This window comes from Bradyrhizobium sp. ERR14 (assembly GCF_014198235.1).
Taxonomy (GTDB): domain Bacteria; phylum Pseudomonadota; class Alphaproteobacteria; order Rhizobiales; family Xanthobacteraceae; genus Bradyrhizobium.
On sequence record NZ_JACIHD010000001.1, the window covers coordinates 184495 to 210633 of the forward strand.

General features: G+C 65.0%; 25 protein-coding genes and 1 pseudogene. 10 read left to right on the top strand and 16 right to left on the bottom strand.

Annotated features, from left to right (window positions below; all coding sequences use genetic code 11):
• Positions 1–153: 153 nt before the first annotated feature.
• From GGD62_RS00900 to GGD62_RS00935, 8 genes are all read left to right on the top strand, one after another.
• Positions 154–1776, top strand: a complete 1623-nt coding sequence (locus tag GGD62_RS00900) for a peptide chain release factor 3 (protein ID WP_018317611.1) — start codon at positions 154–156, stop codon at positions 1774–1776.
• Between the two features lie 98 nt (positions 1777–1874).
• Complete coding sequence (locus tag GGD62_RS00905; protein ID WP_177236929.1) at positions 1875–2453, top strand: hypothetical protein; 579 nt, start codon at positions 1875–1877, stop codon at positions 2451–2453.
• Between the two features lie 70 nt (positions 2454–2523).
• Complete coding sequence (locus tag GGD62_RS00910) at positions 2524–3108, top strand: NnrU family protein (protein WP_092252774.1); 585 nt, start codon at positions 2524–2526, stop codon at positions 3106–3108.
• A 73-nt stretch (positions 3109–3181) separates the two neighbouring features.
• On the top strand, positions 3182–4777 hold the full coding sequence (locus GGD62_RS00915) for a class I adenylate-forming enzyme family protein (protein WP_183706834.1): 1596 nt from the start codon (positions 3182–3184) through the stop codon (positions 4775–4777).
• Positions 4778–4943: 166 nt separating this feature from the next.
• A complete protein-coding gene (locus GGD62_RS00920) occupies positions 4944–5597 on the top strand; it encodes a tetratricopeptide repeat protein (protein WP_092252778.1) in 654 nt (217 codons plus the stop codon).
• Positions 5598–5656: 59 nt separating this feature from the next.
• Entirely contained in the window at positions 5657–6205 is a 549-nt protein-coding gene (locus GGD62_RS00925) for a hypothetical protein (RefSeq protein WP_183706835.1), read from the top strand.
• Between the two features lie 49 nt (positions 6206–6254).
• Positions 6255–7637, top strand: coding sequence for a ribosome biogenesis GTPase Der (der, locus tag GGD62_RS00930; protein WP_018317605.1), 1383 nt, complete (start codon positions 6255–6257; stop codon positions 7635–7637).
• Entirely contained in the window at positions 7634–8890 is a 1257-nt protein-coding gene (locus GGD62_RS00935; protein ID WP_183706836.1) for a TCR/Tet family MFS transporter, read from the top strand. The genes der and GGD62_RS00935 overlap by 4 nt, the downstream gene beginning before the upstream one ends.
• Positions 8891–9045: 155 nt before the next feature.
• Here the strand turns inward: GGD62_RS00935 and GGD62_RS00940 are convergent, their stop codons facing one another.
• The 15 genes and pseudogenes from GGD62_RS00940 to GGD62_RS01010 form a co-directional block, all read right to left on the bottom strand.
• The gene (locus GGD62_RS00940) at positions 9046–10272 is read right to left on the bottom strand and encodes an ABC transporter substrate-binding protein (protein WP_183706837.1); all 1227 of its coding nucleotides are present in this window, start codon (positions 10270–10272) and stop codon (positions 9046–9048) included.
• A gap of 169 nt (positions 10273–10441) precedes the next feature.
• Positions 10442–11584 (bottom strand): hypothetical protein, encoded by a 1143-nt coding sequence (locus GGD62_RS00945; protein ID WP_183706838.1) that lies wholly within the window; start codon positions 11582–11584, stop codon positions 10442–10444.
• Positions 11585–11662: 78 nt separating this feature from the next.
• The gene (locus GGD62_RS00950) at positions 11663–12403 is read right to left on the bottom strand and encodes an SDR family NAD(P)-dependent oxidoreductase (RefSeq protein ID WP_183706839.1); all 741 of its coding nucleotides are present in this window, start codon (positions 12401–12403) and stop codon (positions 11663–11665) included.
• 154 nt (positions 12404–12557) lie between these two features.
• Positions 12558–14081, bottom strand: coding sequence for an amidophosphoribosyltransferase (gene purF / locus GGD62_RS00955; RefSeq protein ID WP_018317600.1), 1524 nt, complete (start codon positions 14079–14081; stop codon positions 12558–12560).
• Positions 14082–14108: 27 nt separating this feature from the next.
• Positions 14109–14738: a CvpA family protein gene (locus GGD62_RS00960; protein ID WP_018317599.1), complete on the bottom strand. Its 630-nt coding sequence runs from the start codon at positions 14736–14738 to the stop codon at positions 14109–14111.
• Between the two features lie 167 nt (positions 14739–14905).
• Positions 14906–16354 (bottom strand): DNA repair protein RadA, encoded by a 1449-nt coding sequence (gene radA, locus GGD62_RS00965; protein ID WP_092252790.1) that lies wholly within the window; start codon positions 16352–16354, stop codon positions 14906–14908.
• 16 nt (positions 16355–16370) lie between these two features.
• The gene (locus GGD62_RS00970; protein WP_183706840.1) at positions 16371–17099 is read right to left on the bottom strand and encodes a sulfite exporter TauE/SafE family protein; all 729 of its coding nucleotides are present in this window, start codon (positions 17097–17099) and stop codon (positions 16371–16373) included.
• Between the two features lie 57 nt (positions 17100–17156).
• A complete protein-coding gene (locus GGD62_RS00975) occupies positions 17157–18074 on the bottom strand; it encodes a ribokinase (protein WP_179730710.1) in 918 nt (305 codons plus the stop codon).
• Positions 18075–18087: 13 nt separating this feature from the next.
• A complete protein-coding gene (gene rpiB / locus GGD62_RS00980; RefSeq protein ID WP_018317596.1) occupies positions 18088–18534 on the bottom strand; it encodes a ribose 5-phosphate isomerase B in 447 nt (148 codons plus the stop codon).
• Positions 18535–18601: 67 nt separating this feature from the next.
• On the bottom strand, positions 18602–19396 hold the full coding sequence (locus tag GGD62_RS00985) for a transporter substrate-binding domain-containing protein (RefSeq protein WP_092252796.1): 795 nt from the start codon (positions 19394–19396) through the stop codon (positions 18602–18604).
• 20 nt (positions 19397–19416) lie between these two features.
• Positions 19417–20172, bottom strand: coding sequence for an amino acid ABC transporter ATP-binding protein (locus tag GGD62_RS00990; protein WP_183707557.1), 756 nt, complete (start codon positions 20170–20172; stop codon positions 19417–19419).
• A gap of 1 nt (position 20173) precedes the next feature.
• Complete coding sequence (locus GGD62_RS00995) at positions 20174–20842, bottom strand: amino acid ABC transporter permease (RefSeq protein WP_026201880.1); 669 nt, start codon at positions 20840–20842, stop codon at positions 20174–20176.
• A 7-nt stretch (positions 20843–20849) separates the two neighbouring features.
• Complete coding sequence (locus GGD62_RS01000) at positions 20850–21533, bottom strand: amino acid ABC transporter permease (RefSeq protein ID WP_183706841.1); 684 nt, start codon at positions 21531–21533, stop codon at positions 20850–20852.
• Between the two features lie 10 nt (positions 21534–21543).
• Positions 21544–22446 (bottom strand): annotated as a pseudogene (locus GGD62_RS01005) (NAD(P)-dependent oxidoreductase); the annotation flags it as partial.
• A 51-nt stretch (positions 22447–22497) separates the two neighbouring features.
• On the bottom strand, positions 22498–23238 hold the full coding sequence (locus tag GGD62_RS01010) for a FadR/GntR family transcriptional regulator (protein ID WP_018317590.1): 741 nt from the start codon (positions 23236–23238) through the stop codon (positions 22498–22500).
• Positions 23239–23700: 462 nt separating this feature from the next.
• On the opposite strand from GGD62_RS01010, the gene GGD62_RS01015 reads away from it, so the two are divergent.
• On the top strand, positions 23701–24477 hold the full coding sequence (locus GGD62_RS01015) for a potassium channel family protein (RefSeq protein ID WP_183707559.1): 777 nt from the start codon (positions 23701–23703) through the stop codon (positions 24475–24477).
• A 202-nt stretch (positions 24478–24679) separates the two neighbouring features.
• Complete coding sequence (locus GGD62_RS01020) at positions 24680–25048, top strand: GFA family protein (RefSeq protein WP_183706843.1); 369 nt, start codon at positions 24680–24682, stop codon at positions 25046–25048.
• 292 nt (positions 25049–25340) lie between these two features.
• On the opposite strand, the gene GGD62_RS01025 is transcribed toward GGD62_RS01020, so the two are convergent.
• Positions 25341–26111: an exodeoxyribonuclease III gene (locus GGD62_RS01025; RefSeq protein ID WP_183706844.1), complete on the bottom strand. Its 771-nt coding sequence runs from the start codon at positions 26109–26111 to the stop codon at positions 25341–25343.
• Positions 26112–26139: the final 28 nt, after the last annotated feature.

Sequence of the window (26139 nt, forward strand, 5' to 3'; positions counted from 1 at the left end):
TTCAAGGCAGGGTCGTCCCCGCGGCTGATGGGCGGGGAGGCCGTCCTCCCCCAAGGCCAGTATGGCCAAGGCCGATATGGGGCTGGCCGGAAGGCTCCGCAATCACCAAATGAGGCTTGATCAGGCCCGTTTTCCCTGCCACACGCTCCCGCCATGTCCGACATCGCCACCACCACAGCCGAATCGCCGGCCCGTTCCCCGCTTGCCGCTGAAGTGGCGCGGCGGCGCACGTTTGCGATCATCTCCCATCCCGACGCCGGCAAGACCACGCTGACCGAAAAGCTGCTGCTGTTCGGCGGCGCCATCAACCTGGCCGGCCAGGTCAAGGCCAAGGGCGAGCGGCGCAACACGCGCTCGGACTGGATGAAGATCGAGCGCGAGCGCGGCATCTCGGTCGTGACCTCGGTGATGACCTTCGAGTTCGAGGGCCTTGTCTTCAACCTGCTGGACACGCCGGGCCACGAGGACTTTTCGGAAGACACCTATCGCACGCTGACCGCGGTCGATTCCGCCGTGATGGTGATCGACGCCGCCAAGGGCATCGAGGCGCGCACCCGAAAGCTGTTCGAGGTGTGTCGTCTTCGGGATATCCCGATCATCACCTTCATCAACAAGATGGACCGCGAGAGCCGCGACGTGTTCGAGCTGCTCGACGAGATCGAGAAGACGCTGGCGCTCGACACCACGCCGATGACCTGGCCGGTCGGCCGCGGCCGCGACTTCCTCGGCACTTACGACGTCGCCAATGGCGGCGTGCGCCTGCTCGAAGGCGGCGGTGCCAAGACCGGCGCGGCGCAGCAGATCGAGATCGCCGAGCTCGCCAAGCTCAATGCCAATCTCGATGTCTCCGCGGTCAAGGACGAGCTCGAACTCGTCACCGAAGCGTCAAAACCGTTCGAGCTCGACGCGTTTCGCGAGGGCCACCTGACGCCGGTCTATTTCGGCAGCGCGCTGCGCAATTTCGGCGTCGGCGACCTGCTGGAAGGCCTCGGTAAGTTCGCGCCCGAGCCGCGCGCGCAGGACAGCGACCAGCGCAAGGTCGAGGCCACCGATCCGCGCATGAGCGCCTTCGTGTTCAAGATCCAGGCCAACATGGATCCCAACCACCGCGACCGCATCGCGTTTGCGCGTCTCTGCTCGGGCAAGCTGAGCCGCGGCATGAAGGCCAAGCTCGTGCGCACCGGCAAGAGCATGCCGCTGTCGAGCCCGCAATTCTTCTTCGCCCAGGACCGTTCGGTCGCGGATGAAGCCTTCGCCGGCGACGTCGTCGGCATTCCCAATCACGGCACGCTGCGCATCGGCGACACGCTGACCGAGGGCGAGGATTTCAACTTCGTCGGCGTGCCGAGTTTCGCGCCGGAAATCGTCCGCCGCGTCCGTCTCACCGACGCGATGAAGGCCAAGAAGCTGAAGGAAGCGCTGCAGCAGATGTCGGAAGAGGGCGTGGTGCAGGTGTTCCGCCCGCGCGACGGAGCGCCGGCGCTGGTGGGTGTCGTCGGCGCGCTCCAGCTCGACGTGCTGAAGGCACGGCTGGAGGCGGAATATTCACTGCCGGTCGAGTTCGAGGTCAGCGAATTCCAGCTCGCGCGCTGGGTCTCCTCGGAGGACCGCAAGAAGCTCGACACCTTCATCGCCGCCAACACCTCCAGCATAGCCGACGACGTCGACGGCGATCCCGTGTATCTGGCGCGGAACGAATTCTATCTCGGCTACACCAAGGAACGCGCCGAGGGCATCGAATTCACCAACGTCAAGGACGTCAAGAAGAAGGGCTAGGGTGGGCCTGCCGCTCGCGCGCGAGCATGTGAACGCGCGCGGACTTGACGCATTCATGGACAATGCCACCTTTTCTGGTGTCATTGCGAGCTCACTCCATGTGGCGCGGCTTCCTTGTTTTTCTCCTGCTGACGATCTCGACGATCGCCGCCGACGCGCAGCGACGCCAGATCAATCCAATCCCGTTTGCGCACGAGCCGTGCAGCGTGCTCGACTATCGGCCCTGCACGCCGTCCTATTGCAGCCCGCTCGAGCCCGGCCCCTGCATTCCCGAGATCGACTATCCCTATGGGCAAAATCTTCAGCTGACGATCGAGAGCGTGCCCTCCGAAGCCGATCGCGCCAAGTATCGGAAGCCGGATCACGATCTCGACACGATCGGCGATCTCTTCGCCGAGCTACGCACCTGCTGGTCGCCGCCATCAGACGGTGCGCGCGCGGGCATGCAGATGTCGGTGCGCTTCAGTTTCAACAAGGCGGGCGGCCTGATCGGTCCGCCGCGCCTGACATTCGCAACCACCGGCGTTCCGGCCGACACCCGCGCGACCTATCTGAAGGCGATCAACGCCTCGCTGAACGCCTGCCTGCCGCTGAAATTCACTGGCGGACTCGCCGGTGCCCTGGCCGGGCGGCCGATCGCGATCCGATATGTCGACAATCGGCAGATCGGCCAGTAGCGCACGAGTTGCGAGCAGCCGCCAATCGATGATACCTCAGTGGCGGGGGCTGCATTGCGGGGAGGATGTCGTGGGTCTGCTGGTCATGATCCTGGGGCTGGTGCTGTTCTTCGCCACCCATGTTTTCACCACCAAACGTGAGGCGCGTGCGCAGGCAATCGCAAGGCTGGGCGAGGGGACCTACAAGATCCTCTATACCGTGGTCTCGCTCGCGGGTCTCGCGTTGATCATCTGGGGCTTTGCGCATTACCGCAGCTCCGGCTGGATCGACGTCTGGTATCCGCCGAAGGCGATGAAGCACATCACGCTCGCGCTGATGCTGCCCGCGGTCATCCTGGTGGTCGCCTCTTATCTGCGCGGCCGCATCTACGCGACGCTGAAGCATCCGATGCTGGCCGGCATCAAACTGTGGGCGGCGGCGCATCTTTTGGCCAACGGCGATCTCGGCTCCATCATTCTGTTCGGCTCGTTCCTGGGCTGGGCGGTGTATGACCGCATTTCGCTCAAGCATCGCACCGACGCCGGCGGCCCCCCGATCCCGGTGGGCGGCGTCAGCAATGATCTGATTGCGGTCGTCGTCGGCGTCGTCGCCTATCTCGCGCTGGCCTTCGCGTTCCATCCGGTTGTGATCGGTGTTCCCGTGATCGGGGTCTAGCCGGTCAGCACAAGACGAAACCCCGATGTCCATGCGCGGAAGCTGATAAGAGCAACAAACCGAGGGCCCTTCGATGGACTGGTCGCAATCTCAGATCCCGCCGATGCGGTTCGAGGCGCGCTTCGGCGACCGGGTGGTGCCGGCATTTTCGGATCGGCCGGCGAGCGTGTGGGCGATGATCGCGGAGGCGCGCGATCGCAATGCCGAAGGCGAGGCACTGATCGCAGGCAATGTCCGGCTGAGCTGGCGGCAGGCCGTGGAGCAGGCTGCGCGGATCGCCGCGGGCTTCCGCAAGCTTGGCCTGCAACGGGGCGACCGCGTCGCGATCCTGCTCGGTAACCGCATCGAATTCCCGCTGCTGCTGTTTGCCGCCGCGCATGAGGGGCTGGTGACGGTGCTGCTCAGCACGCGCCAGCAGAAGCCGGAGATCGCCTATGTCCTCGCCGATTGCGGCGCCAAGATCCTGATCCACGAAGCAGGCCTCGCAGAGCGGCTGCCCGATGCGGAGGAGGTGCCCGATGTGATCCACCGCATCGCCGTCGATGACGATCCGGCTCGCTCACGTTTCGCTGCGCTCGCCGACAACCCGCCGGCGCCTGCGGCGCCGATCGAGGTGAGCGAAGAGGACACCGCGATGATCCTCTACACCTCGGGCACGACAGGCAGGCCGAAGGGCGCGATGCTGGCCCATTGCAACATCGTCCATTCCTCGATGGTGTTCGTGTCCTGCCTGCAATTGACGCAAACGGATCGCTCGATCGCGGCGGTGCCGCTCGGTCATGTCACCGGTGTCGTCGCCAACATCACGACGATGATCCGCTGCGGCGGGGCGCTGATCATCATGCCCGAGTTCAAGGCCGCCGATTACCTCAAGCTCGCCGCGCGCGAGCGCGTCACCTACACGGTGATGGTGCCGGCGATGTACAATCTCTGCCTGCTGCAGCCGGATTTCGACAGCTACGATCTGTCGAGCTGGCGCATCGGCGGCTTTGGCGGGGCGCCGATGCCGGTCGCGACCATCGAGAAGCTCAAGGCGACAATTCCCGGCCTGAAGCTGATGAACTGCTACGGCGCGACCGAGACGACGTCGCCCTCGACGATCATGCCGGGCGAGCTGACCGAGAGCCATATCGACAGCGTCGGCCTGCCCTGTCCCGGCGCGCGCATCGTCGCGATGGATCCGAGCGGGCGCGAGCTGCCGCACGGGGAGATCGGCGAGCTCTGGATCCAGAGCGCCTCCGTCATCAAGGGCTATTGGAATAATCCCAAAGCCACCGCCGAGAGCTTCACCAGCGGGTTCTGGCACTCCGGCGATCTCGGCTCGGTCGATGCGGAAGGGTTCGTCCGCGTGTTCGACCGCCAGAAGGACATGATCAATCGCGGCGGCCTGAAGATCTATTCGGCCGAGGTGGAATCCGTGCTGGCCGGCCATCCCGCCGTGATCGAGAGCGCGATCATCGCCAAGGCGTGCCCAGTGCTGGGCGAGCGCGTCCACGCCGTGGTGGTGACGCGCGCGCCGGTCGCCGGCGAGGCCCTGCGCGCCTGGTGCGCGGAGCGTCTGTCCGACTACAAGGTTCCCGAGACCCTGGCGATCACACCTGAGCCGCTGCCGCGCAACGCCAACGGCAAGGTGCTGAAGCGGCAGCTCCGGGAGCTCCTGGGCCTTTGAGCCGGGCAGGGCCATCCGGGCTCTCCCGGGTGGTTAACGCCTTGATCGGGCTCGCTTTGCCTTGCCACCGCCATATCGTTAGGGTACCTCGCCGCCACGTGGGGGACGGGATTCCTGACGCGAACGCTTCGGCGCGCGTACCCGGACGGGCATGGGATTAGCATAAGTGTCTGAATTATTTGACGAAGTCGACGAGGAAGTACGTCGCGAACAGCTCAAGAAGCTGTGGGATAGATATTCGATCTACTTCATCGCCCTGATGGTGCTGGTCGTTGCCGGCGTCGGCGGCTGGCGCGGTTATCAATATCTGGAGGCCAAGAAGGCCGCCGAGGCCGGCGCCGCCTTCGAGAAGGCGGCGGAGCTGTCCGACCAGGACAAGCATGCCGAAGCCGAGGCCGCCTTCACCGAGCTCGCCGCCAAGGCGCCCTCGGGTTATCGCACCCTGGCGCGGCTGCGCGCCGCAGCCGAGGCGGCGCCCCGTGACGCCAAGGCTGCTGCCAAGATGTATGACGACATCGCTGCCGACCGCAGCGTCGGTGGTGAGTGGCAGGATCTGGCCAAGATCCGCGCCGCCGGCCTGGTGCTCGACAGCGCCAGCTATGCCGACATGCAGCAGCGGCTGGAGCCTTCCGCCGCCCCCAAATCGACCTTCCGCCACACCGCCCGCGAGATGCTGGCGCTGTCGGCCTGGCGCAACAACGACATGACGGCAGCCCGCAAATGGCTCGACGCGATTGGTGAAGACGGCGAAACGCCGCCCGGCCTGCGCTCGCGCGCCGAGGCGCTCCAGGCCCTGCTGCCGCCCGTCGCCAAGAGCTGAGCAAAAAGAGCTGAGCAAGAAGAGCTGACGACGGCTCCCTGACCTAGACGAGACACGATATGCGCCGCACGCCACGCTTGATCGCAACCGCCGTCCTGATCGCCTTTACGGGCGTCCTGGGCGGCTGCTCCAGCTTCGATCCAAGCGACATGCTCGACTTCCTCGACACCAAGAAGAAGCTGCCGGGCGACCGCAAGCCGGTCTTCCCGGAGGGCGTGCCGGGTCTCGAGCAGGGCGTCCCGAAGGACCTGTACAAGGGCGCGCAGCAGCAGCCCGATCCGAACGCGCCTGCCGTCGCGGCCTTGCCCGCCGAGCCGCCGCCCGAGGCCAAGCCGGCGAAGGGAGCCAAGGCGAAGCACACGAGGCAGCCGGCCGCCGCAGCGGCAGCGCCGACGGACGCGCCCGCTGGCGAAGTCGACGGCGAGGCTCAGCCGGAGGCGGCGCCGGCCACGGCCGCTCCGCCGCCCAAGCACAAGATCGTCCGCAAGCGCACCACTGCGCCGCCGCCGGATCAGCCGGTCCAGCAGGCGCAACCGACCCAGACCTCGCAGCAGCAGACGCAGGGCGGCTTCCCGGCGCCGCTGCCGAGCGGCAGCTTCTCGCGCTAATTTTTTCCTTTGATTGACAGGCGCAGCCCCGGCAGCGCACGAATGACCGATGTCCTTCACGATCGCCATCATCGGCCGGCCCAATGTCGGCAAATCGACGCTGTTCAACCGCCTGGTCGGACAGAAGCTTGCGCTCGTCGACGACCTGCCGGGCGTCACCCGCGACCGCCGCGAGGGTGAGGCGAGGCTCGGCGATCTCGAATTCACCATCATCGATACCGCAGGCCTCGACGAGGGCGCCAAGGGCTCGCTGACCGCGCGCATGCAGGAGCAGACCGAGACTGCGATCGCGCAGGCGGATGCGCTGTTCTTCGTCATCGATGCCCGCGTCGGCCTCACGCCCACCGACCGCGCCTTCGCCGATTTCGCCCGCAAGGCCAACAAGCCCGTGCTGCTGGTCGCCAACAAGAGCGAGGGCAAGCACGGCGATGCCGGCGCGATGGAATCCTTCGCGCTCGGCCTTGGCGATCCCATCCAGATCTCGGCCGAGCATGGCGAGGGCATGGGCGAGCTCTACGATGAGCTCGCCAAGCTGATGCCGGAGCCTGTCGACGACGACGAGACCGAGGACGACGAGCCGCTCACCGAGGAAGAGGCCGCGACGCGCCCGATCCGGGTCGCCATCGTCGGCCGGCCCAATGCCGGCAAGTCGACGCTGATCAACCATCTGCTCGGCGAGGAACGCCTGCTGACGAGCCCGGAGGCCGGCACCACGCGCGATTCCATCGCGGTCGAGATCAACTGGAAGGGCCGTGAGTTTCGCGTGTTCGACACAGCAGGTCTCCGCCGGCGCTCCCGCATCGAGGAGAAGCTGGAAAAGCTCTCGGTCGCCGACGCCCTGCGCGCGGTCCGTTTTGCCGAAGTCGTCGTGATGATGATGGATTCGCAGAACCGCTTCGAGGAGCAGGATTTGCGCATCGCCGATCTGATCGAGCGCGAGGGCCGCGCGGTGGTGCTCGCCGTCAACAAATGGGACCTGATGGAGAGCAAGGGGGGCGGTGCGATCTCGGGTCTGCGTCGCGATGCCGACCATTGGCTGCCGCAGATCAAGGGCGTGCCGATCGTCGCGGTCTCGGGCCTGATGGGCGAGGGCATCGATCGGCTGATGCAGGCGATCCAGGACGCCTACGCGCTTTGGAACCGGCGCGTGTCGACGTCGGCATTGAACCGCTGGTTCGAGCAGGCGGTTCAGGCCAATCCGCCGCCGGCCGTGTCCGGCCGTCGGCTCAAGCTCAATTACATCACGCAGACCAAGGCGCGCCCGCCGAGCTTCGTGCTGTTCTGCTCGCGCGCTGACGCGGTGCCGCAGTCCTATTTGCGCTACCTCATCAATTCCATGCGCGAGACCTTCGAGTTGCCGGGCACGCCGGTGCGCATCACCTTGCGGGAGAAGGCCAATCCCTTCGCGCATAAGCGCAAGCGCCCGTCGTGAGTGACGGCGCGGGCCAGGCAACGGCGCAAGGCTCTGTGCCGGTCCGGCGCGGCGCGGTCGCCTTCATCTTCGTCACCATCCTCCTGGACATGCTCGCGCTCGGCGTGATCATGCCGATCCTGCCGAAGCTGATCGAGAGCTTCGTCGATAACGATACCGCCCACGCCGCCCGCATCTTCGGCCTGTTCGGTACCGCCTGGGCGCTGATGCAGTTCGTGTTCTCGCCGTTGCTCGGCGCGCTGTCGGATCGTTTCGGGCGGCGGCCGGTGGTCCTGCTGTCGAATTTCGGGCTCGCGGCCGACTACGTGCTGATGGCGCTGGCGCCGTCCCTGGTGTGGTTGTTCGTCGGCCGCGTCATCTCGGGGATCACTTCGGCCAGCATCTCGACGGCGTTTGCCTATATCGCCGACATCACGCCGCCGGAGCGGCGCGCGGCGGTCTTCGGCCGGATTGGAGCGGCGTTCGGCGCCGGCTTCATCCTGGGGCCAGCGCTCGGCGGTCTGCTCGGCGACATCGATCCGCGCCTGCCGTTCTGGGCGTCGGCGGCCCTCAGCTTCGCCAATGCCCTCTACGGTCTGTTCGTCCTGCCGGAATCGCTCGCGCCCGACAAGCGCGCGCCGTTCTGCTGGCAAAGTGCCAGTCCGCTCGGCGCGCTCCGCCTGCTGCGCTCCAATGCGGTGCTCGCTGCGTTGTCCGTCGTCAATTTCATCGCGCAGGTCGCGCATGTCGTGCTGCCCTCGACCTTCGTGCTCTATGCGACCTATCGCTACGGCTGGGATTCCAAGACCGTGGGACTGACGCTGGCGATGGTCGGCATCTGCGCCATGGTGGTGCAGGGGCTTGCGATCGGCCCGATCGTGCGCGTGCTCGGCGAGCGGAACGCGCTGTTGCTGGGCCTGTGTTGTGGCGCGCTCGGCTTCGTCGTCCTGGGCGCTGCGCCGACCGGGCCGCTGTCCTGGATCGGGATTCCCATTCTGGCGCTGTGGGGCATCTCGGGTGCTGCGTCGCAAGCATTGATGACGCGGCTGGTCTCAGCCGATCAGCAGGGCCAGCTCCAGGGCGCGACCGCGAGCGTGCAGAGCGTGTCGCAGCTCGTCGGCCCGTTCCTGTTCACGCTGACCTTTTCCTATTTCATCAGCGCCGGCGCGCCGCTGCATCTGCCCGGCGCACCGTTCCTGCTCGCGGCAGCGCTCATGGTGGTCTGCGTAGCGATCGCGGTGCGGACGCTCGGGGCGGCGAAGACGGCATCGTAGGGTGGGCAAAGGCGCGCAGCGCCGTGCCCACCATCTGTTCGTGATAGCAAGAAGTCGTGGGCACGCTTCGCTTTGCCCACCCTACGGCAGCGGAGAATGCCGCGCGAGATCCCGGGTTCGATGCTTCGCATCGCCCCGGGATGACCGCTACACTCTTACTTTTTCACCAGCGGACAATCGCTGTCCTTGAGCGGCTTTGCTGCGTCTTCGGCGGAGATCGTGGCGATCTGCTTGTAATAGTCCCACGGCCCCTTCGACTCCTCGGGCTTCTTCACCTCGAACAGGTAGGCCGGGATGAGGCGGCGGCCGTCCTGGCGCAGCGGGCCGTTGCCGAACAGCGGATCGTCGGTCGGCAGCTCCTTCATCTTGGCGACGACCTTGGCGCCGTCATGCGGATTGCCGCCGAGCGCGTCCATCGCCTTGAGATAGTGCAGCACCATCGCGTAGTTGCCGGCCTGCGTCATCGACGGCATCGCGTTCTTGTTGGCCAGCGCCGAGAAGCGCTTGGACCATTCGCGGGTCTTGTCGTTCAGGTCCCAGTAGAACGATTCGGTGAAGGTCAGGCCCTGCGCGGTCTTGAGCCCCAGCGAGTGCACGTCGTTGATGAACAGCAGCAGCGCCGCAAGCTTCTGGCCGCCCTGGACGATGCCGAACTCGGCCGCCTGCTTGATGGCATTGGTGGTGTCGCCGCCGGCGTTGGCGAGGCCGATGATCTTGGCCTTCGACGATTGCGCCTGCAGCAGGAAGGAGGAGAAGTCCGCGGTGTTGAGCGGATGCTTGACACCGCCGAGCAACTTGCCGCCATTGGCGGTGACGACGGCACTGGTATCGCGCTCCAGCGCATGACCGAACGCGTAGTCGGCGGTGAGGAAGAACCAGCTGTCGCCGCCGGCCTTGGTCAGCGCCTTGCCGGTGCCGTTGGCGAGCATGTAGGTGTCATAGGTGTAGGAGACCGTGTTGGGCGTGCAGGCCTTGCCGGTGAGATCCGCGGTTGCAGCGCCCGAATTGAGCAGCACTGCATTCTTTTCCTTGACGAGGTTGCTGACCGCCAGCGCGACGCCGGAGCTCGGCGTGTCCGCGATCGCATCGACCTTGTCGTTGTCGATCCACTGCCGGGCGATGTTGACGCCGACGTCGGGCTTGTTCTGGTGATCGCCGCTCAGCACCTCGATCTTCCAGCCCTTCTTGAGCAGGCCGGAATCCTCGACCGCCATCTTGATCGCAACCACGGAGTTGGGGCCGCCGATGTCGGCATAGAGGCTCGACATGTCGTTGAGCACGCCGATCTTGACGGTCTTGTCCTGCGCGTAGGCGGATGTTGCAAAACCGAAGGCGGCACAGGCCAGAAGGGCGGCGGAGCGGCGCGCGAACGTCGTCGTCATAAAAGGTTTCCTCCATTGTCAAATATGCGGACTGCTCTCTTGCGGAGCCTTGTTCCGGCTGATTGGCTCTAGCCTGTCCCAGGGCCGGCGGCAATGCGCCTAAAGCCGGATGACGCTGCGTCGTAGCGTCATCCGTCGGTTAACTTTTTGGGAAAAATGCGTTGAGACGCTATTTGAGCGCGTCCGATGTCAGCTTGAATTTCTGGATGCGCTTTCCGGTATCGACCTCGGCGGTATAGACGTTACCCCCGGCGTCGATCGCCATGGCGTGCACCCAGTGGAATTGACCGGCGTTGCGGCCGTTATGCCCGAAGCTGCCGACCACGCTGCCGTCCTCGCGCTTGATGACCCGGATCTCGTTGTTCTCGCCGTCGGCGCTGAGCAGATAGGTTTGCTTCGGATCGGGCCAGATCGCGATGTCCCACACCGCGCCGTTGCCGAGCGTGTTCTTCTCGAAGAAGAACTCCTTCACGAAGCTGCCGTCCTTCTTGAACACCTGGATACGGTTGTTGATGCGATCGCAGACATAGACGAGGCCGTCATTGGCGAGCTTCACGCAGTGGACGGGGTTGCCGAATTGCTGCGACGCCGGCGCCTTGGGATCGTAGGGCGCCTGCTTGTTGTCATCGGGCTTGTTGCCGTAGGCCCCCCAGTGCCGCTTGTAGGCGAGCGTCGTCGCATCGAACACGATGACGCGGCGGTTGCCATAGCCGTCAGCGACGTAGATTTCGTTGGCCTCCTTGTCGAGCGCGGTCTCGGCGGGTTTGCCGAGCTGCGTCGTATCGTTGCTGCCGAGGCTCGGGGCGAACTTGCCGATCTGGGCGACGAATTTGCCGTCGAGCGTGAACTTCACGATGGCGTTGTCGTTGTCGGCATTGCCGCCGACCCAGACGAAGCCGCGCTCGTCGACCTCGATGCCGTGCTCGCGGCCGACCCATTCATAGTCCTGCCCGGGACCGCCCCATGAGCGCAGCAGATTACCGTCGACGTCGAACTCGAGCACGGGCGGCGCCGACACGCAGCATTTCGAGCGCGGCGGATTGAGGCTTGCGCCTTTCTCGTCGTCGGTAAGCGAGCGCGGGCGATGGATTACCCAGATATGGCCCTGCCAGTCGACGGTGATGCCGCCGACCTGGCCGAGGATCCAGTTGTTCGGCAGCTGCTTTGGCCAGGAGGGATCGACCGCAAAAGTCGGGACGTCGCCGGCATTCGACGCAACCGGAAGAGCGAAGGCGACGGCTGCGATCAGAATGGAGAGAGCGTGACGTGCGAGCGCGGACGCAGGGCCGGCGCGATCGTGCCATGGCGCCATGGCAACCTCCCTTTTTTGGCGTGCGGCTTGCTGCCGCTTGCGCGCGGGCAGTCAATCGCGGGGAGGCAGTCAAGTCAATCAGGCCGGGGAGCGGAAGCTCATCAGGCTGCGGGTCTTGTAATCGTAGAACTTGCCGGTCTCGGTCCAGTCAGGCGCGCACATCGGCACGATGAATTCGGCGACTTGCTCGGGCGTATCGAGCGTCGCCGGGTCTTCGCCCGGCATCAGCGTCGCGCGCATGCGGGTGCGGACCGGACCCGGATTGAACAGATTGACGCGCAACTTCGTGTTCGCGGTCTCCTGCGCCCAGGCGCGAGCCAGCGTCTCCAGCGCGGCCTTGGACGCCGCGTAGGGGCTGACATAGGCGGTCGCCTTGTTGGCGGCGCCCGACGTGATGAACACGGCGCGGCCGGCATCGGATTGCTTGAGGAGCGGCTCCATGCAGCGGATCAGCTGGAAGTTCGCGGAGACATTGAGGGCCATCACGTCGGTGAAGGTCTTCAGCTCGATATGGCCGATCGGCGAGGAGGGGCCGAGCACGCCGGCATTGCCGACGAGGATGTCGAGTTTGCCGTAGCGTTCGTGCAGGCCGGCGCCCAGCCGCGCGATGCCGTCGGAATCGGCGAGGTTGAGCGGCACCAGCGTGGCGCTGCCGCCGATCTTGCGGATTTCATCGTCGAGCTCTTCGAGCCCGCCTTGCGTGCGCGCCACCGCCACGATATGCGCGCCGGCCTTGGCGAGCGCGATGGCGGTGGCATAGCCGATGCCGCGCGAGGCGCCGGTGACGAGAGCGATACGGTCAGCGAGAGGATTGGTCATGGCGGGGTTTTACAGGGGTGGATGGCCGGGACAAGCCCCCATCACGCCGTCATTCCGGGGCGATGCGAAGCATCGAACCCGGAATCCAGAGCTTACAGGACTACGTCGAGATTCCGGGATCGCGCTGCGCACGCCCCGGAATGACAGCCGAGGGTCAGCTCGCCTCCGCCAGCAGAGACAGCTGCCGGGGCTGCTGCTCGGTCTGGGTCTGGTCGGTGAGGTGGGTCGGATAGGCCCCGGTAAAGCAGTGATCCGAGAATTTTGGATTGGCAGGATCGCGGCCGGGTTCGCCCATGGCGCGGTACATGCCGTCGATCGACAGGAAGGCGAGCGAGTCGGCGCCGATGATCTCGCGCATCTCCTCCAGCGAATGCGTCGCCGCGAGAAGACCGCCTCGATCGGGCAGGTCGATGCCGTAATAATCGGGATAGAGGATCGGCGGTGAGGCGAGACGGAAGTGCACTTCCTTGGCGCCGGCATCGCGCATCATGCGCACGATCTTCTTCGAGGTGGTGCCGCGCACCAGCGAGTCGTCGATCAGGATGATGCGCTTGCCTTCGATCGCGGCTCGGTTGGCCGAATGCTTCATGCGCACGCCGGATTCGCGGATCGCCTGCGTCGGCTGGATGAAGGTGCGGCCGACATAATGGTTGCGGATGATGCCGAGCTCGAACGGCACACCGGAATACTGGCTGTAGCCGACCGCGGCGGGGACGCCGGAATCCGGCACCGGCACGACGACGTCGATCGGCACGTGGCTCTCGCGCGCGAGCTGCGCACCGAAGGCCTTGCGCACCTCGTAGACCGAACGGCCGTGGACGATGGAATCCGGGCGGGCGAAATAGATGTATTCGAAGATGCAGGGACGCGGCGCCATCGGCGGGAACGGCTTGTGGATGTCCTGGCCGTTCTCGTCGAACACGATGACTTCACCCGGCTCGATGTCGCGGATGAAGCGCGCGCCGATGATGTCGAGCGCGCAGGTCTCCGAGGTCAGGATCGGGCAGCCGTCGAGCTCGCCGAGCACCAGGGGACGGATGCCGCGCGGATCGCGCGCGCCGACCAGCTTCTTGTTGGTCAGCGAGACCAGCGCATAGGCGCCCTCGATCTCGCGCAGCGCGTCGATATAGCGCTCGATGAAGCGGGCGCGCCTGGAGCGCGCGACCAGATGCAGGATCACCTCCGTGTCGGTGGTCGACTGCATCATCGCGCCGTGCTTCACGAGCTCGCGGCGCAGCGTCAGGCCGTTGGTGAGATTGCCGTTATGGGCGACCGCGAGACCGCCGGCATTGAGCTCGGCGAACAGCGGCTGCACGTTGCGCAGGATGGTGGCGCCGGTGGTGGAGTAGCGGACATGGCCGACGGCCATATTGCCGGGGAGGCGGTCGATCACCTCGCGGCGGGAGAAGGTGTCGCCGACGAGGCCGAGGCGACGTTCACTGTGGAAGCGGCTGCCGTCGTAGGAGACGATGCCGGCGGCTTCCTGGCCGCGGTGCTGAAGGGCGTGGAGACCGAGCGCGGTGATGGCGGCGGCGTCGGGGTGGCCATAGATGCCGAAGACGCCGCATTCCTCGCGCAGCGTATCTCCTTCCAGGTCGTCCTGAACCTCTAGTGCGGCCGGGCCCGGACCGGCGTTTGGATCGAGATCAAGTTGGGCGTCCTGGTCAGGGTGTCGCATCTCGTCCGCGCCTCTCTTTAAGGGCAATCAACGCGCCGCAGGTTTCTCGATCAGTTTCTTCAAACTGTCACGAGCAGGTTTACTGTATCCGTCACCACTGCCCGAAGGCTGCTGCTCGGATTCAGCTTGATCATCATCTGGTTTGTTTTTCTTGAATCTCTTCAAGATGGTGTTCTCGGGGTCGTCAGGCAAGAGGGCCATCAGCCAATCCCCGGTTCCCTGGAGCACGACGCGGGATTTGGCCCCCGTCACCCAGTCCGGGCGCTGCTTGTCCGGAACCAGCCAGGTGAAGAACAGGAAGGCGACCACGACGATCAAAAGCCCGCGAGCCAGGCCAAACAGGAAGCCGAGGGTGCGGTCCAGCGCGCCGATCCTGGAATCCAGGATCATGTCGGAGATCCGGACCGTGATCACGGAAACCACGACCAGCGTGCCCACGAACACGCCGGCGACCACGACCACGCTCGCGACGGTGTCGTTGTTGAAATAGGTCTTGGCGGTCGGCAGCAGCTTCGAGAACGAGTACAGCGTCACGATCGCCGCGGCGCCCCAGGCCGCGATCGACAGGATTTCGCGCATGAAGCCGCGGACCATGGCAAGCAGGCCCGAGATCAGCATCACACCGAGCAGGATCAGGTCGAGGAGTGTTACTGGCATCGGCTGGTCTGGTCCGCTCGTACGTCGAAGGTGCTCTAGCGAATCGGTGTTTGGCCGCTGCCCTAAAAGAGGGGCAGACGGCGTTCCCGGCAAGGCCGCAACCACGCAATCCCATGCTGCTTTTGTGACGGCTGTATAGCGGCGGGGGCCTCCGACGTCACCTCCACCTAACCCTCTCCACGGCGGAATCTTGCCGGTGTGGCATTTTTCTCTGCCGGCGCGTTCGATTCGCCCCGGCGGGAGCCCTTGGCGGCAATCTCTGCGACCAATGTCGTCAGGCTGTTGACCGCATTCAGGGCCAGTCCGGCGTCACCGCCGGCATCCCCGCCTCGGGCCGATTCGGGCAGCACGGCGCGCTTGAAGCCCAGCTTGACCGCCTCCTTGAGCCGGGCCGGGGTCTGCGCCACCGGCCGGATCACGCCAGAAAGTGAAATCTCGCCGAAATAGACCGCATCGGTGGGTAACTGCGCATTAACCAGGGAGGACACCAGCGCGGCCGCGGCGGCCATGTCGGCCGCGGGCTCGTGGATGCGCAGACCTCCCGCCACGTTCAGATAGACGTCGTGGCCCGACAGCTTGACCCCGCAATGGGCCTCCAGCACCGCCAGCACCATCGAGAGCCGACTCTGATCCCAGCCCACCACCGCGCGCCGCGGCGTGCCGAGCGAGGTCGGCGCCACCAGTGCCTGCAATTCGACCAGGACGGGCCGCGTGCCCTCGATTCCCGCGAACACTGCGGTGCCGGGCGTGCCGAGATCGCGCTCGGACAGGAACAACTCGGAGGGGTTGGTGACCTCGCGCAGGCCAAGGCCCGTCATCTCGAACACGCCGATCTCGTCGGTCGGGCCGAAACGGTTCTTCACGGCTCGCAGTATGCGGAATTGCTGCGAGCCTTCGCCCTCGAACGACAGCACGGCATCGACCATGTGCTCGACCACGCGGGGGCCGGCGATCTGGCCGTCCTTGGTGACATGGCCAACCAGGATGATGGCAGCGCCGGTCTTCTTGGCGAAACGTATCAGCGCCTGTGCCGAGGCGCGCACCTGGGTCACCGTGCCGGGCGCGGATTCCACCGTGTCGGTCCACATCGTCTGGATCGAATCGATCACGATCAGCCGCGGGACCGCGCCCTCCGACAGCGTCGAGACGATGTCCTCGACCGAGGTTTCGGCGGCGAGCTGCACCGGCGCATCCGACAGCCCCAGTCGTTCGGCGCGCAGCCGCACCTGCGCGACCGCCTCTTCGCCGGAGATGTAGACGATGCGGTGGCCGGCGCGCGCCATCATGCTGGTGGCCTGCGTCAGCAATGTCGACTTGCCGATGCCGGGATCGCCGCCGACCAGCAGCACCGAGCCGCGGACGAAGCCGCCGCCGGTGACACGGTCGAGCTCGGTCATCCCGGAGGACAGACGAGGCGCATCCTGGGTTTTCCCCGACAGGCTCTCCAGCGCAAACGTTCGTCCCTTGCGCTTGGAGCGGATCGAGACCGGGACGCTGCCGCTGGTGTCTTCTTCCGCGAGCGTATTCCACTCGCCGCAGGATTCGCACTTGCCCTGCCAGCGGTTATAGGCCGCGCCGCAGTTCTGGCAGACGAAGGAAAGGGTGTTCTTGGCCATGGGGCGTCAATCGTGCTCAGGGAGATTGCGTCGCGTTCCATAGCATGGAGAGCCCGGCCGCGACCATGATCGCGTCCATCAGCAGGCGGAACACGTCCGGCTTCAGGTGCAGCACGAAGCGTTTTGCGATGAAGGCGCCCGACATCAGCGAGGCGCCCGCGATCAGCCCCTTGATGAAGACATCGCCGGTCAACGCGCCGAAGCGCTCGAAGGTCACGGATTTCGCGAAGTAGAGGCCGAGCGAGGAGGCCGCCTCGGTGGCGAGGAAAGCGCCCTTGCTGAGTCCGTAGAACAGGAACAGCGGCACGCTGAGCGGGCCGGTCGAGACCACGATGCCGGTGAGATAGCCGATCACGGCGCCGCCGACGGCGAGATGCCAGAGATTGGCCTTGAGGTCGTGCCGCGCCAGCCAGTGCCGCACCGGCACCATCGCGATCAAAAAGATGCCGATGGCGAGGTCCACCGCATGCGAAGGCAGCGCCAGCAGCGTCCGTGCGCCGAGCACGGCCGCCGGAATGCCCGTGACCGAGTAGGCCGCACAGGCCCGCCAGTCGACCTCGCGCCACCAGGCCAGGATCCGCGAAAAGTTCGCCATCACGGACGCCACCGCCATGATCGGCACCGCCTCCTTCGGTCCATAGGCGTAGACCAGCACCGGCATCAGCATGATCGACGAGCCGGTGCCGACGATGCCTGAGATGGTGCCGGCGACGAGGCCGACGGTGAGGACGAAGAGGAAGGCCAAAACGCTCTCCACGAATCGGGAGAGTTTAGCCGCGGGCAGCGATATGGGCGATTCGTGCTAGGCGAGGGAACCTATTGCGCTGCGCATCGGCATGCCGGTCTGGGCGCCGGCTTTGAGGCATTTCAATGCGGCGGCTTCGCAGCTCACATCGAGCGCAATCTGCAGCGACACGCCTTCGCTCAGCATGGCCGCAAACGCGCCGACAAAGGTGTCGCCAGCGCCGGTCGTGTCCACCGGCGTGATGCGCGGGGCGGGCGCTCGCAGGCGGGTGCCGTCGGCCGTCACGGCCAGCGCGCCTTGCGCACCGGCGGTCACGATGCAGGTGAGGTCGCCGGCCCTGGCGAGGTCCGCGGCAGCGGCCTCGTAACTGGACGTAGCGAGGTCGATGGCTGCGGCGGCGTCCAGCGCCTCGTGCTCGTTGACGAGGAGATGGTCGGTCACGGCAAGAAGCTTTGTCACCATCTCGCGGGTCATCCTCTCCGGGACGGGCGCGAGATTCCAGACGACGGTGCCGGCGGCCAATGTCGTCCTGCGCGCAGCCTCGAGCGCCTGCGCGAAGGGCACTTCCATCTGAAGCACCAGCACCGTGTCGGGCGTGAAGAGTGCGGCACCAAGATCTCCGGCACTCGCGGCCATGTTGGCGCCGCTCGCCACCGTGATCGCATTCTCGCCGGCCTGATCGACCGTGATGAAGGCGCAGCCGGTCGGCTCGTCGGCCGCGACGACGAGACCGGTGTCGACACCGTTTGTCCGGAGGTTCTCGATCGCGCTGTCGCCAAACCCGTCCCGGCCGACGCGGCCCGCCATCCGGACTTGTCCCGGTCGCGCGATCCGCGCGGCGGCGACAGCCTGGTTGGCGCCCTTGCCGCCGAAATGAATCTGGTAGGACGGCGCGAGCACCGTCCGGCCGGGGCCGGGAATGATCGGGACCTTCGCGACGAGATCGATGTTGAGCGATCCGAACACCAGGATCATGGCGGAGAGGCCTTCAGCCTTGCTCGTCCATGACGCGCAGTTTCTCGACCCGGCGGCGGAAATCCTCGTCGGTCGAGAATTCCGCGGAGAGGTAGGACGAGACGAGATCCACGGCGAGCCAGGCGCCGACGATCTGCGCGCCGATGCACATGACGTTGACGTCGTCGTGCTCGACGCTCTGATGGGCGGAATGAACGTCGTGGCAGACCGCGGCGCGGATGCCCTTCATCTTGTTGGCCGCGATCGAGGCTCCGACCCCGGTGCCGCAGACCATGATGCCCCGCGCGGCTTCGCCCGACGTCACCTTCTGCGCCACGGCCCGCGCGATGTCGGGGAAGTCCACCGGCTTGTCGTCATGGGAGCCGACATCGACGATGTCGTGGCCGAGCTTGCGGATGTGGTCGATGACGGTCTGCTTGAGCGGCCAGCCGGCGTGGTCGGATCCGATGACGAGACGCATGTGGTGTCCTTCTTGATTTTGCATTGACCGTGACAGCCGGAAAGCGGCTGTCACGGCTTCTCTTCGTTCAGCTACGCATGTCGGGCGGCAGCTCGACCCCGTGGAATTTCTTGTAGATCGCGTTGAGCTTGCCGTTCTTGACGTTCTCGGTGATCCAGCCGTTGAGCTTGTCCATCAGGCGCTGCTCGCCCTTCTTCAGGCCGATGGCGAGGTCGAAGGTTGCGAGCGGAATCTTCGACTCGAAGATGCGGGCGGGATTCTTGACGCCGATCTGGTTGATGATCGTGGCCGATGTGCCGACGCAATCGACCTGACCGGAGACGGCCGCCGTGACTTCCGTGGCGTCGTCGTCATAGCGGGCGATCGTCAGCTCCTTGTCCTTCATGTTGGACAGGGTGGTATCCTGCGTGGTCCCGCGCGAAACGCCGATGGTCTTGCCTTTCAGGTCGGGCCAGTCCTTGACGTTCATCGACTTGAGGCAGCCGACGTCGGATTGCAGCGTCGCATAGCGCTTGGTGAAGTCGATGACCTTGGCGCGCTCGGGCGTCACCGACAGGGTCGAGATGATGATGTCGGCCTTGCCGGTCAGGACGTTCGGGATGCGGGTCGCGCCGGTGGTCTGGATGAATTCGAGCTCGAGGCCCCAGTCCTTGGCGAGCAGCTGGGCCACCTCGACGTCGGAGCCGGTCGGCTTCATGCTGGAATCCATCATGCCCGAGGGCGGAATCGCAAGGTCGGTTGAAATGCGAATCTTCTTGGCCTTCATCACGTCGTCGAGCAGGTCGGCCGATGCCGGCGTGGTGGACAAAATGACGAGGCCGAGCAGCGCGGCGGCGGTCCCAAGCAGTGTCTTGTTGGTCATCCCTAGTTCTCCTCTCCCTGTTATGATTTTAGATTTCCGGTGCCCACGAATTGCGTGAGTTCCGGCGTCGTCGGCGATGTCAGGATCGAGGCGGGGCCGGTTTCGTGAACCTTGCCGCGGTGCATGAACACGATCCGGTCGGCGATCCCTTTGGCAAAGCCCATCTCGTGCGTGACCATCACCATGGTCATGCCGTCCGCCGCCAGCTGCTCGATCACCTTCAGCACTTCGGCGGTGAGCTCGGGGTCGAGCGCAGAGGTGACCTCGTCGAACAGCATCACCTTCGGCTGCATGGCGAGCGAGCGCGCGATCGCGGCGCGCTGCTGCTGGCCGCCCGACAATTGCTCGGGATAGGCGTGCAGCTTCTCTTCGAGCCCGACCTGCGCCAGCACCTTTCGTGCGAGGTCCCTGGCCTGGGAGTTCGCCAGGCCCTTCACGGCGCAGGGCGCCAGCGTGATGTTCTGCTCGATCGTCAGGTGTGGAAACAGGTTATAGCTCTGGAACACGATGCCGACGTCCTGGCGTAGCGCGCGCAGATCGACGTCGGGACGGTCGACCCGATGCCCGCAAACGACGATCTCGCCGCCGTCGACCTTCTCGAAACGGTCGATGCAGCGCAGCGCCGTGCTTTTGCCGGAACCTGAGCGGCCGATCAGCGCCAGCACTTCGCCGCGCTCGACTGCGAAGCTGACGCCATCGAGGACCCGGAGCGAGCCAAAGCTCTTTTGCACGTCGCGGAGCGACACGATTGAATCAGAGGAGGGGTTCTGTTGCATGTCAGGCTGGCGCGAGGTTGGATCTGCCACGCCCCATCCGCCGTTCCAGCCTCTGGCTGAACAGCGACAGCGGATAGCACATGGCGAAATAGATGACGGCGATGATGGCGTAGATGGCGAACGGCTCGAACAGCGAGTTGTTGACGATCTGGCCGGAGCGCATCAGCTCGACGAAGCCAACGACGGAGGCGAGCGAGGTGTTCTTGACGATCTGCACCATGAAGCCGACGGTGGGCGGCGTCGCGATGCGAATGGCTTGTGGCAGGATAACTTTCATCATGCGCTGGGTCCGGCTCAGCGCCAGGCCTTCGGCGGCCTCCCATTGCGGCTTCGGCACCGACTGAATGCAGCCGCGCCAGATCTCGCCGAGATAAGCGGCGACGTACAGCGTCAGCGAGGCGCCGGCCGCAGCGAGCGGCGAGACCTTGAGGCCGATCGCGGCGAGACCGAAATAGCCCAGGAACAGGATGACGAGCAGCGGCGTGCCCTGGATGAGCTGGACATAGACGGCGCTGGCGATCCGCACCGATTTGAGCGGCGAGATCCGCGCGAGCGCGATCACGAAGCCGACAATTCCGCCGCCGATCAGCGCGATCACCGATAGGCCAATGGTCCACAGCGCGCCCTGGCCGAGGAACATCAGATGATTGATGTTGAGATGTCCGCCCATGATCATTTCACAATGGCGTGCCGAGCCGGCGACGGCGCGGAAACAGCACGAGGCCGAGGCCCCAGAAGCCGGCGCGCATCACCAGCGACAGGATGACGTAGAGCACGGCGACGATGATGTAGGTCTCGAACGCGCGATAGGTGTCCGACTGGATGTAGTTGGCGACGGCGGTGAGCTCCTCGGCCGAGATTTGCGAGCAGACCGAAGAGGCCAGCATCAGCAGCACGAACTGGCTGGTCAGCGCCGGATAGACCTTCTCGATCGCCGGCAACAGGATGATGTGCCAGTAGATCTGGAGGCGCGACAGCGCCAGGCCCTCGGCCGCCTCGATCTGTCCGCGCGGGATCGCCTCGAAGCCGGCGCGCATGATCTCGGCGGTGTAGGCGCCGACATTGATCGTCAGCGCGGCCACGGCCACCGCGAAAGCGGAGAATTTAAGCCCCAGACTGGCAAGGCCGAAATAGACCAGGAAGATCTGCACCAAGAGCGGCGTGTTGCGGATGGTCTCGACATAGACCTTGCAGGCGCCTGATATCAGCGCGTTGTGCGTTCCGCGCCCGACCGCCGCGAGCGTGCCGAGGAGGGCGCCGAGCACCGTCGCGAAGGCGGCAAGCTCCAACGTGAGGACGGCGCCGGCGAGAAAGCTCGTCCAACGCTCCAGCACTGCGGGAAAGTCGAGTTGAAGGCTCATCGGCGCCCGTTCAGCCGGTTGTCTGGTTGGTCATGCGGTCGTAGACGCGGAACAGCGCCTGGTTGCCGTTGCTTCCTTCGCCATGCGCGCGCGCATCGACATACTGGCTGGTCACGAGCGCGGTGCCGGGGAGCGGCACGCTGAGCGCCTGCGCATGCTCCTGGACGAGGCGAAGGTCCTTGAGCTGGAGATCGATCCGGAAGCCGGCGGAGACGTCGCCGGCGATCATCTGGGGGCCGAGCTTGTCGAGCATCCAGGAGGCGGCGGAGCCACCGAGCAGCACCCGGCGCAGCAGATTGAGATCGAGGCCCGAAGCGCGGCCAAGCGCCAGCGCCTCGCAGATCGCCTGGATGTTGATGCCGCAGATCAGCTGGTTGCAGAGCTTGACGGTCTGGCCGGCGCCGGACGCGCCGACATGCGTGATGGTGGTGCCCATTGCACGAAAGAACGGCTCGGCCTGCGCAAAGGCGCCCGCATCGCCGCCGGCCATGATCGAGAGCGCGGCATTCTTGGCGCCAACCGGCCCGCCCGAGACCGGCGCGTCGATGAAGCCGACGCCGATCTTTTGCAGGTCGGCATGGATGCAGCGGACGGCGACCGGCGAGATCGTGCTCATGTCGACGATGAGCATGCCTGATGGCGGCGACTTCAGCAGGCCGTGCTCGCCGTAAATAGTCGCCTCGACATGGGGCGTGTCGGGCAGCATGGTGATGACGATGTCGGCGCCTTGCGCGGCATCGGCAGGGCTGTTGGCGCGAGTCGCGCCTTCCCTGGCGCTGTCGGCAAGTGCCGCCTCATTGAGATCGAACACGCGAACTGCGTGGCCGGCCAGCAGCAGGTTGCGCACCATCTCTCGGCCCATCGTGCCGATGCCGATGAAGCCGACATTGCCCTTGTCGTTCCGTCCCATGTGATCAGTCCGTTTCTTGGTTGATTGGCTTCTTGGTTGACCGCGCTGCCGCGATCATCCCGAGGCGCTGGTCTTGTCGATGTCGCCGACGATGGCGCGCCGCCGGTACTCGTCGCCGATCGCAAAATGCTTGCGCAGGGTCGCGTCCGCCCGCTCCGGGTCGCGCGCAATCACGGCCTCGAAGATGCGGCGGTGATCGTCGATCAGATAGGTCTTCATCGACGGGAAGGCCTGCACCAGCTCACGGCGGCTGCGATGCGAATGGGTCAACAGGCCGGCCAACGAACCATGCAGGACCGTCAGCGTCTCCGAATGCGAGGCGACGACGATGGCACGGTGGAAGTCGAAGTCGGCCATGCCGCCGGCATCGGCCTCGTCGATTGTCTCGCCGATCTTCGCGAGCGCGCGCTGCAGGCGTTCGAAATCGGCAATGTTGGCGCGCTCGCAGGCGAGGCGGATCGCCTGGCATTCGATCGCGACGCGCGCCTGCATGACGTCGTCGAGCATGTCGGCCTGCTGGGCCAGCGCGAAGGTGAAGAAGTCGTTCAGCACCGAGACATCCGGCCGGGTCACCACTGTGCCGATGCGGTCGCGGATCTCGACGATGCCGAGCACCGTGAGGGCGCGCAGCGCCTCGCGCACGATCGGCCGGCTGACGCCCAGGAGAGTTGCCAGCTCGCGTTCGGAGATGAGGCGGTCGCCGGGCTTGAGCGAGCCCGCAAGCAGGCGTTCGCGCAGGAAGGCGAACACCTTCTCGAACCCTTTTTCGCCTTCGGTGGCCCGCTTCAGCTCCATTCCCGTCCCACTGGTCTGATCTTGGTCAGACCAGTATGCTGACCAATGGGCTGGGGTCAAGAGGTTTGGCTCTCAAGCCGGCCTCGGTTCCGGCCTTGGTCCACCGGCGGAGCCGCTTTTGGCCGTCGATGTCGACATCGCCCACTCCGTGATCGGGTCGTCGGGGCGGCATCGAGGCGGCGCTCGCGGGAAACTGGACGGCGAAGCTCGACTATCTCCACATCGACCTTGGCAGCACCTATTCGACGAAGACGTTCATTCTCGACAACGACGAGTTACCGATCTGACACCCGCAACAATGTCGATCGCGTCGGCTTCAATTCAGCGGACGATCCTCGCAGCGATACTGACACCCATTGCGGGGCGGAGTTTCGGAAACGCATCTTGAAGAAATGGTCATTGGTCACGTTGCGGCGCGCTCTCCGAGTTGCCATCATCCGTGCAAACCGCGATCATGATGCCGTGACTCTCAATTCTCTCAGAAGCAATGTCCGTCGCCTCTACGAGGGCGAAACGCCGAGCGGCGTGCGCTTCCGCTACGCGCTGCTCGCCTTCGACATCGTGACGGTGCTGTTCATCATCGCGACCTCGTTCCTGCCGCCCAGCGAGATCGTTGAAACGCTCGATGTCCTGTTCGGCGTCACGTTACTTGCCGACTTCTCGGCGCGGCTTCTGGTCGATCGGCATCCGCTTCGAAAATTCAGTCAACTCGCGACTTGGGCTGACATGGTTGCGATCGTATCGTTCCTGGCACCGCTTGCCGGCGAGGCGGGCGGCTTTTTCCGGATCCTGCGAACGTTGGGCCTGCTTCGCGACTACCAGATGCTGGTGAGATTGCGCATCGATTCTCCGTTCTTCCGCCGCAACGAAGACGTCATCTTCGCCGTCACGAACCTGGCCGTTTTCATCTTCGTCATGACCGGGATCGTTTACGAGACTCAGAAGTTTCGCAACGATGAGATCCGGAACTATGCCGATGCGCTGTATTTCACCGTCACGGCGCTGACAACGACCGGCTTTGGCGACATTACCCTGCCGGGCACGCTCGGTCGCTTGATCACCGTCGTGATCATGATTTTCGGCGTGACGCTGTTCTTCAATCTCGCACGCGCTCTCCTCAGTCCCCACAAGGTGCGATTTCCGTGCCCGGCTTGCGGGCTCCAGAGGCACGATGCCGACGCCGTGCATTGCAAGGCCTGTGGCGTTGTTCTCAATATTCCCGACGAAGGCGCCACCTGAATCCCCGACGGAGGCATCGTGCCGGTGTTTTGCCCGACGGCAGGCAGGTCGAATTGCGGAATCAGTAAGTCATTGATCCGACAGCGGTCGGCTACTGTGCATGGGGTTGTTTTTCATATTTTGGTTGAGGCGTCCTGCTGCTGACAGCATGTTGGCAGCAGGGCTGGCTATGCCCCAGCTCTGACACAACGGGGAGCGGGTCATGCCGATCGAGGCAAGTTGTCATTGCGGTGAGACGGTGTTCGAGGTGACGGAGGTGCCTTCGAGCTTGACGCGCTGCACCTGCTCGCTCTGCGCCAAGCGCGGCGCGCTGTGGGCCTATTACACGCCGGCGCAGTTTCGTCTGCTGTCACCGCTGGACAATGTCGCGACCTATCTTTGGGGTAGCCGCACCGTCAAACATCATTTCTGTGCAAGCTGCGGCTGCGGCACCTATTCGGAGTCGCCGGACTGGTCGACCGGCAAGCCGGATTTCGACAATCCCAAGGTCGCGGTGAACGCACGTCTGTTCGACGATTTCGATCTGGAGGCGGTGCCGGTCAACATGATCGACGGCAAGAACTTGTGGTGAGCATGCATGCGCGCCGATGTCCGCAGCACGTTCGTGCTCTTGTCGACAGTTCCTACACCATGGGGCTGGATGCGGGGACGGCGCAGCTTCTGCAAAAGGCGACGTGGGAGACGGTGCAGGACTATTATGGGCGCTGAACTCGCGTGATCTCGTAGGGTGGGCAAAGGCGCACTTGCGCCGTGCCCACCATCTGTCTCCGTAAGCCGGGATTGCGTGGGCACGCTTCCGCCTTCGCTCGTCGAGCTACGGCGGACAAGTCGCTTTGCCCACCCTACGGCACCTCACGTTGAGGCTATTTCAACACCACCCATGCCGGCGCGTGATCGCTGGCGCCATCCTCGCCACGGATCTTCTTGTCGACGCCGGACTTGGCCAGGCGCGGGGCGAGGGCAGGGCTGAGCAGGAGATGATCGAGCCGCAGCCCGGCATCGCGCGGCCAGCGGTTCCGCTTGTAGTCCCAGAACGTGTAGATGCGCTGGTCCGGATGCAGCTCGCGGATCGCATCGCACCAGCCTTGCTCGACCAGCGAAGCAAAGGCTGCGCGGCTCTTTGGCTGGATCAGCGCATCCTTGTCCCATGAGCGCGTCGGATAGATGTCGATCTCTGTAGGCGCGACGTTGTAGTCGCCGGCGAGCACGACCGGCAGATCCTGCTTGATGAAGCTCTTGGCGTGGCGCCTGAGGCGCGCGAACCAGTCCAGCTTGTAGTCGAATTTCGGTCCCGGCTGCGGATTGCCGTTCGGCAAATAGATGCTGGTGACGATGATCCCGCGCACGGCGGCTTCGATGTAGCGGGCTTCGAGATCGCTCGGTTTTCCAGGCAGGCGGTCGTGGGTGAGAATGGGCTCTGCATTGCGGGCGAGGATGGCGACACCATTCCAGGCCTTCTGTCCGCGCCACACCGCGCCATAGCCGGCCTTTTCGATCGCGGCCGCCGGAAATTCGCCATCACTTGCCTTCAATTCCTGAAGCGCGACGACATCGGGCTTTGCGGCGCGCAGCCATGCCAACAGATTGGGCAGGCGGCGGTTGACGTTGTTGATGTTGAATGTCGCGATCTTCATGTAGAGCTACCGGCTCCTGCCTTCCGTA